This is a genomic window from Sinorhizobium fredii USDA 205, from assembly GCF_001461695.1.
GTDB lineage: Bacteria > Pseudomonadota > Alphaproteobacteria > Rhizobiales > Rhizobiaceae > Sinorhizobium > Sinorhizobium fredii.
Genome location: NZ_AUTC01000004.1, coordinates 1 through 7,419, shown reverse-complemented (window position 1 = coordinate 7,419; position 7,419 = coordinate 1). Strand labels below are relative to the sequence as shown.

Annotated in this window: 7 protein-coding genes; 3 read left to right on the top strand and 4 right to left on the bottom strand. The window is 63.0% G+C overall.

Translation table 11 applies throughout. The annotated features are described in order from the left end of the window. The first annotated feature begins 233 nt into the window (after window positions 1–233). Window positions 234–2,807 carry an ATP-dependent helicase gene (locus N181_RS02195; protein WP_037401005.1) on the top strand — a complete coding sequence of 858 codons (2,574 nt, stop codon included), beginning with the start codon at window positions 234–236 and terminating at the stop codon, window positions 2,805–2,807. A gap of 12 nt (window positions 2,808–2,819) precedes the next feature. Here the strand turns inward: N181_RS02195 and N181_RS02190 are convergent, their stop codons facing one another. Both N181_RS02190 and N181_RS02185 read right to left on the bottom strand, forming a co-directional pair. Further along, window positions 2,820–3,281, bottom strand: coding sequence for a GNAT family N-acetyltransferase (locus N181_RS02190; protein ID WP_014328926.1), 462 nt, complete (start codon window positions 3,279–3,281; stop codon window positions 2,820–2,822). An 87-nt stretch (window positions 3,282–3,368) separates the two neighbouring features. After that, window positions 3,369–4,079 carry a phosphoribosyltransferase gene (locus tag N181_RS02185; protein WP_037401008.1) on the bottom strand — a complete coding sequence of 237 codons (711 nt, stop codon included), beginning with the start codon at window positions 4,077–4,079 and terminating at the stop codon, window positions 3,369–3,371. A gap of 284 nt (window positions 4,080–4,363) precedes the next feature. Here N181_RS02185 and N181_RS02180 point away from each other — a divergent pair, with 284 nt between their 5' ends. Together N181_RS02180 and N181_RS02175 are read left to right on the top strand one after the other, a co-directional pair. Next, entirely contained in the window at window positions 4,364–5,590 is a 1,227-nt protein-coding gene (locus N181_RS02180; protein ID WP_037437053.1) for a GGDEF domain-containing protein, read from the top strand. A gap of 84 nt (window positions 5,591–5,674) precedes the next feature. Next, on the top strand, window positions 5,675–6,175 hold the full coding sequence (locus tag N181_RS02175; protein ID WP_037401014.1) for a CreA family protein: 501 nt from the start codon (window positions 5,675–5,677) through the stop codon (window positions 6,173–6,175). 98 nt (window positions 6,176–6,273) lie between these two features. Here the strand turns inward: N181_RS02175 and N181_RS02170 are convergent, their stop codons facing one another. Both N181_RS02170 and N181_RS02165 read right to left on the bottom strand, forming a co-directional pair. Continuing rightward, on the bottom strand, window positions 6,274–6,576 hold the full coding sequence (locus tag N181_RS02170; protein WP_037448159.1) for a hypothetical protein: 303 nt from the start codon (window positions 6,574–6,576) through the stop codon (window positions 6,274–6,276). Between the two features lie 307 nt (window positions 6,577–6,883). Next, window positions 6,884–7,267 carry a hypothetical protein gene (locus N181_RS02165; RefSeq protein WP_014328931.1) on the bottom strand — a complete coding sequence of 128 codons (384 nt, stop codon included), beginning with the start codon at window positions 7,265–7,267 and terminating at the stop codon, window positions 6,884–6,886. Window positions 7,268–7,419: the final 152 nt, after the last annotated feature.

The window sequence follows — 7,419 nt, the reverse complement described above, 5'->3', positions numbered from 1 at the left end:
TCCGCGAATGGGCGCATCGGTCATGATCACCGCTCGTTGGTATCAGTTGGCGACCGCGCTGCAGGTTCCGATCGATCCGGCCTTCGACGCCACGGCCCAACGATAGCGTCACCAGCACACCGGTGCTGAAAACGCCAGTCTTTCCACAGGCTTGCACGGGCCCGACGAGACTCGGGAATAAAAGAAGAACATCCTTTCTGGCCTTTCGGTCCCGAATCACTACATTGGGCCGCATGAGCAAAGGTTTCGACGACATTCCCTTCTTCGACGAGGAGCCGGCGCCGCGCAAACCCGCGCCTGCCGCCGGCGGCATCGCCGCGCGCGCCATGGCGGCCCGCGACAAGGCCCAGCGGCCCGACTATCTCTCCGGCCTCAACCCGGAACAGCGCGAAGCCGTCGAAACGCTTGAGGGTCCGGTCCTGGTGCTCGCCGGCGCCGGCACCGGCAAGACGCGCGTGCTCACCACCCGCATCGCGCATATCCTTTCGACCGGCCGCGCCTATCCATCGCAGATCCTCGCAGTGACCTTCACCAACAAGGCGGCGCGCGAGATGAAGGAGCGCATCGGCGTGCTCGTCGGCCATGCGGTCGAAGGCATGCCCTGGCTCGGCACCTTCCACTCGATCGGCGTCAAGCTCTTGCGCCGCCACGCCGAGCTCGTGGGCCTGAGATCCGATTTCACCATCCTCGATACCGACGACGTGGTCCGTCTGAGCAAGCAGCTGATCCAGGCCGAAGGCCTCGACGACAAACGCTGGCCGGCCAAGCAATTCGCCGGCATGATCGACACCTGGAAGAACAAGGGGCTCGATCCGGCGCATATCCCGGAGGGCGACGCCCGCGCCTTCGCCAACGGCAAGGGCCGCGAGCTCTACTCCGCCTATCAGAACCGGCTGCTGACGCTCAACGCCTGCGACTTCGGCGACCTGCTGCTGCACCCGATCCGCATGTTCCGCGCCAATCCGGACGTGCTCAGGGACTACCACGACAAGTTCCGCTACATCCTGGTCGACGAGTACCAGGATACCAACACGGCGCAGTATATGTGGCTGCGGCTCCTGGCGCAGCGGCCGCAGGGCAAGGCCGGCGTCGCGAGGGCCACGCCTGCGGGCGAAGCCCGAGCCAGCCAAGGCTGGCCGGACGACGTTTCGTCCGCCCCCGCGGAGCGCAGCCGCGCCAGCGGCGACAGCGTGAGCGCAAATAAACAGCAGCAGATAAATATCTGCTGCGTCGGTGACGACGACCAATCGATCTATGGTTGGCGCGGCGCCGAGGTCGACAACATCCTCCGGTTCGACAAGGATTTTCCCGGCGCCAAGGTCATCAAGCTGGAGCGCAATTACCGCTCGACCGAGCACATCCTCGGCGCCGCCGCGCATCTGATCGCCCACAACGAGGGCCGGCTCGGCAAGACGCTCTTCACCGAGCGCAGCCACCCGGACGATGAGAAGGTGCATGCCCACGCCGCCTGGGATTCCGAAGAGGAAGCCCGCGCCGTCGGCGAGGAGATCGAGCAGCTGCAGCGCAAGAAGCACAATCTGAACGATATCGCCATCCTGGTGCGCGCCTCTTTCCAGATGCGCGAGTTCGAAGATCGCTTCGTCACGCTTGGCCTCAATTATCGCGTCATCGGCGGACCGCGCTTCTACGAGCGGCTCGAGATCCGCGATGCCATGGCCTATTTCCGCCTCGTCTGCCAGCCGGCCGACGACCTCGCCTTCGAGCGCATCGTCAACACGCCGAAGCGCGGACTTGGCGACACCACCGTTCGCAACCTTCATGACTATGCCCGCGCCCGCGACGTTCCGATGCTTGCCGCCGCAACCGAAATCATCGAAACCGACGAGTTGAAGCCGAAGGCGCGCAAGGCGCTCTTCGACGTCGTCACCGATTTCCGCCGCTGGCAGACATTGCTGGAAACGACGCCTCATACGGAACTCGCCGAACAGATCCTCGACGAGAGCGGCTATACGGCAATGTGGCAGGCCGACAAGTCCGCCGAAGCGCCGGGACGTCTCGAAAACCTCAAGGAACTGATCCGCTCGATGGAGGCCTTCGAGTCGATGCGCGGCTTCCTGGAGCATGTCGCGCTGGTCATGGATGCCGAGCAGAACGAGAACATGGATGCCGTGTCGATCATGACGCTGCATTCGGCCAAGGGCCTGGAATTCGACACCGTCTTCCTGCCGGGCTGGGAGGAAGGCCTCTTTCCGCATCAGCGCGCCCTCGACGAGGGCGGCCGCGCCGGTCTCGAGGAGGAGCGCCGCCTCGCCTATGTCGGCATCACCCGCGCCAAGCGCCGCTGCCATATCTGGTTCGTCTCGAACCGCCGCATCCATGGACTCTGGCAGACGACCATGCCCTCACGCTTCCTCGACGAACTGCCGATCGACCATGTCGAGGTCGCCGAACAGGACGTCTCCTATGGCGGCTACAATCGCGGCGGTTACGGCCAGTCGCGCTTCGACAAGGCCGACCCCTTCGAAAACACCTACCAGACGCCCGGCTGGAAGCGCGCCCAGCAGCACCGCTCGGACGCCACCCGCGACAATTGGGGTAGCCGCTCCGGCCACGCCGTCGAGCGCATCGGCTACGGCGAATCCGGCTCCCGCACCCGCACCATCGAGGGCGAACTCGTCGCCAAATCGACGACCGCGGAACCCTCGCGCTTCAATGTCGGCGACCGCGTCTTCCACATCAAATTCGGCAACGGCAACATTTCGGCGATCGAAGGCAACAAGCTGACGATCGATTTCGACCGCGCCGGTCAGAAGCGCGTGCTGGACGGCTTTGTGGAACGGGTGTGAGGGGAAGCTCCCTCAAATCACCATCCGATACATCACGAAGCCGGATTTTTCCGCCACCTTGTCGTAGAGCCGCATCGCCTTGAGGTTCGACTCGTGGGTCAGCCAGTAGACGCGCGACGTGCCGGCACGTCTTGCGGCTTCGAAGACCCCGTTGATCAGCGCCTCGCCGACCCCGCCGCCGCGGGCTGCCTCGTTGATGAACAGGTCCTGGAGATAGCAATTCGGCTGGATCGCCGTGGTGGTGCGGTGAAAGATGAAGTGCGTGAGCCCGACCAGCCGGCCCTTATTCTCGGCAACCAGGGCATGCATCGGCTCATAGGCATCGAAGAAGCGCGACCATGTCATGCCGGTGATGTCCGGAGCGAGCGCGCTTTCGCCCGCGCGTCCGTAAAAGGCATTGTAGCCTTCCCAGAGCAGCAGCCACTGTTCGTAGTCGCTCCGGACGACCGGGCGGACGGAAAGGTTTTCACTCATCGTCGAACCTACCGGAAAGGCCTTTACGGGGGCGCCAGCATAACCCTTGATATCCGCGAGGTCTATCGGGCAGCCGCATGCCGTTCATCACTCACTTTCATCTGAACTTTTGGTGGCGTTGCCGATCTGGCTTGGTGTGTTTTCGCCTTTCGCGCGCCGCATCAGGGCGATCACTTCGGCGTCGGTGGTCTGTTCAAAATCGTCGTAATGGATGCTGACGGCATGGAAGGGATTGGGCGTTGCGAGGCAGACCAAGCGGTCTATTTGCCGGCGGAGGCTGGCGATCGCGCTCGGCGGAGCCACCGGGACGGCGACGATAAGCTCCGCAGCGCCCGCCTTGCGGAGCGCCTGAACCGCGGCCCGGACTGTACCGCCGGTGGCAATTCCGTCGTCGACGATGACGACATTGCGCTTTTCCGCTGAAATACGCGGCCGATCGCCAAGGTAAAGCGTGCGGCGACGCTCCAGTTCGAGACGCTGACGCGCCGTCTCTGCCTCGAGGTACGCCTTGGACGGCTTGACCAGGCGCATCGCCTCGGCATTGAGGACCAACTGCGGCTCGTCGCCATCGACGAGCGCTCCAAGGCCGAACTCGGCATGTCCGGGAGCACCTATCTTCCTGACGATCAGGAGCTCGAGCGGGGCATCGAGAATCGTCGCCACCTCGAAGGCGACCGGCACGCCGCCGCGCGGCAGCGCCATCACCAGCGGATCGGCAATGCCTTCCCGTGCTATCGCCGCGGCGAGCCGCCGGCCCGCATCGACCCGGTCTGCAAAGCAATGGCTCTCATGGGACATGGCGCACGCTCCGGATCATCGTCTGACAGGTTGAATCTATGCACATAACGAGGGGCAACCGGCCATTCAGGCTGCATGAATCGATCGCGATCCTGGTCCTCCTGAACCCTGATATGCGGCCCCCATCGAAAATTCGCGCCGCAACCAATGCGAGAAAGGCAAAACGCTCAAATTGCAGCGAAATTGGCCGGCCTTCGTTAACACGGCGCCGCTACGAATTTGATCACGCATACCGCTGGCCCGAAAGCCATCCGCTTCATTTTAGCACGACAGGCCGTTTCGAAATGAGCATTTTCCCCGCCATATCGGTCATTGCGCATCTGGCACTCCTGCCCGCCTTTCTACGCCTGCGAGGCTCCGAGACAGCCGCCTCCCGCGACTTCTCGATCGCCTGCGCACTATCGGCGATTGCAACGGTTCTCCTGATGGCGGCGACGTCGTTGAGCATTCCGATTGTCGCGATGCCCGGTTATGCGGCGATGATCGCTGCGTTGTTCGCCATTCTCCTCGGTCTTCGCCGGCTGCTGGCCTCACCGGTGCCGACCGGCGTGTGTGCCATGCTCGCATTTGCGGCCGCGGCGGCCGGTCTTCTCGTCGATTTTGGCGGACAAGACAGCTTCGGCGCGCGCATGATCGTGATCGCCGGCTGCGGCGCGGCTCTGCTCGTCGTCATCGGCCTCCCGATCCTCGAGGGGCGGGCGAAAGACAAGCCGGCGTTCCGCGCCGTCGCCATCGGCTTGTTGACGGTCGCCTTTACCGGGTTCGTTCAGGCCCTGGGGTTCACGCCCGAAACCTCCGCCTCCGCCGCATCGCCCGTCTTCGACCTCTCCCTCGCCTTCCTGCAACTTTCCTTCCTTCCCGCTCTCTTCGTCGCAGTGATCCTTACGATCGAGAATCGCGTTATCGCCAACCTGAGGACGTTGCTCGCACGCGACCCCTTGACGGGGGCGCTGTCGCGCAGAGCGCTCATCGAAGACGGCGAACGGACCATCGCCGACTGCCTTGCCCATCATCGTCCGGCTGCCTTCCTCCAGCTTGACCTCGATTATTTCAAGCAGATCAACGACCATTACGGCCACGCCTGCGGCGACATGGCGCTCGCCCATTTCGTCGCGACGGTTTCCGCATTCCTCGATGGGCGCGGTATCTTCGGACGGATTGGCGGGGAGGAATTCGGGATCGTGCTGCCGGACCATACCGAACAGCAGGCAGCCGCCGTCGCCGAAGCGATCTGCCACACCGTTCGCGACACGCCGGTCGGCCGGGCGCATCAGCGCATCCGCTTGACGGTCAGCATCGGCATCGCCGCAGCAGCGCCTGGCGACACGATCATGGACGTGATGATCCGCGCGGATCTGGCACTCTACGATTCCAAGGCCGATGGCCGTGATCGCTGCTCGATCGCCAGGCAGCGCCATATCGATGCCAGCGCCCGGGCGCTTGCGGCCGCTGCGGCGCAATTGCGACAGGCCGACACCTCCCACCAGGATCAGTTGCGCCACACCGCCTGAGAGGCCGAAGCAACGGACCCCTTGGCGTCTTGCATTGCCGACGCCACCACCTATGTGAACGGTGCTGCTTATTGGAGGATACCCATGTCCCGCCGCACCCGCACCCTGCTTCTCGCCGCCGCCCTCGCCCTAACCGCCGCGGCCATCACGCCGGTTCGCGCCGAGACGGTCGGCAAAGTCGGCGTCGACTGGCTCGGCAATGACATCAAGATCGATGCCGTGCGCGATCCGAAGGTAAACGGCGTCACCTGCCACGTCACCTATTTCGACCGCAGCGTCATCGATCGCCTGAAGAACGGCAACTGGTTCGAGGACCCGTCGAACAATTCGATCGCCTGCCGCCAGACCGGACCGATCACCATCGGCGATATCGATCTGTCGAACGAGGGAGAGGAAGTCTTCCGTTCCGGCCTGTCGCTGATCTGGAAGGATCTGCTTGTGACCCGCATCTACGACAAGGCGAATGACACATTGATCTATCTTGCGCATTCGCGCCAATTGACCGACGGGTCCGCCAAGATGTCGATCACGACTGTTCCGCTCTTCGGCCAAACGGTTACTTGGGAGAAGGGCCATCCCCAGTAAAGCACTGCCGCCGCAATCCATCGCGGCGGCAGTATATGGTCCTCAAATGAACTATTCCCTTTCACCCGGTCGGAGACCGGGCTTTGACTTCTCCGGCCTCAGGGTGTCGGCGGGATGATGCCGCGATAATACTGGCCCTCGCCTGCCTGGTATCTTTCCCTATAGGCCCCACCCCCGGTCGGGTAGACGCGCTGGCCGTCGATACTGCCGGTGGGCATGACGTCGACGTTCGACGGGGCAACCGTACGGGGCATCAGCGTGCGCGTAGTGTTCTGCGTTCCCGGAGGATTATGAGGGTCTATGCCTTGATAATAGCTGTCTGCAAAGGCCGGTGCGGCAATACCGGCAAGTGCGGACGAGAGGACGAATGCGGCGAATGACGTTCTTAGAGAAACTCTCATGACGTTAACTCCTATCTCCGTTCAGCATCCTCGCCTCCTGACGGATGCAAGCTGGCAGCATACGGCCTCCTAACGGATGCTGCAGTTACCAGCATAACACCTTTCGCAGCCTCGGCTTCCCGTGCGCAGTCACATGTTTCGTCACGTTTGCTCATGCAACCGTGATGCAGATTAAGCAACTTTAACTTGACGGGGGGCTCGGACAACTCCGATCCGGCTGACGACTTGTCGCCGAGCGGCAAGCGCGGCGCTGACCTCCGGGCTGGCTGCCGCGAAGGCCGACGCGCTGAATGCCGGCTCTGGCCGCTCAGGGAACCGGAGCCGGAGGGATGATACCCTGGTAATAGTCGCCCTGACCGCCACCCTGGTACTCGTTCTCGTAACGCTCGCGCACTTGAGAGGGCGACCCACCATAAATACGCATAGGCATGGGCTCGACATAGATGCTGCCCGTCGGGGCCGGGTCGACGTAGATGCTGCCGGTCGGTGCCGGATCGACATAGACGTCGCGGTCGGCATAGTACGGGCTCTCGACCATCGGGACCCACATCGATCCTCTATTCTGGGTCCCCGGCGGATGATGCGGGTCAATGCCCTGATAGAAGCCGTTCGCAAAAGACGGTGCGGCGGCTCCGGCAAGAGCGGATAAGAGGACAAATGCGGCGAATGAAGTTCTCGGAGAGACTCTCATGGCATTGCTCCTGTGTCCGTTTCAGGATCCGGCTTCAACGGATGCCGAAACTAACAATATAGGCACTCCTCACCGATGCTGCACTTGCCATAACTCGGTTTCCGGCGAGGTGTTCCTTGCCAGCAGCGACAACGCTCCCGTGTTGCCAGGTC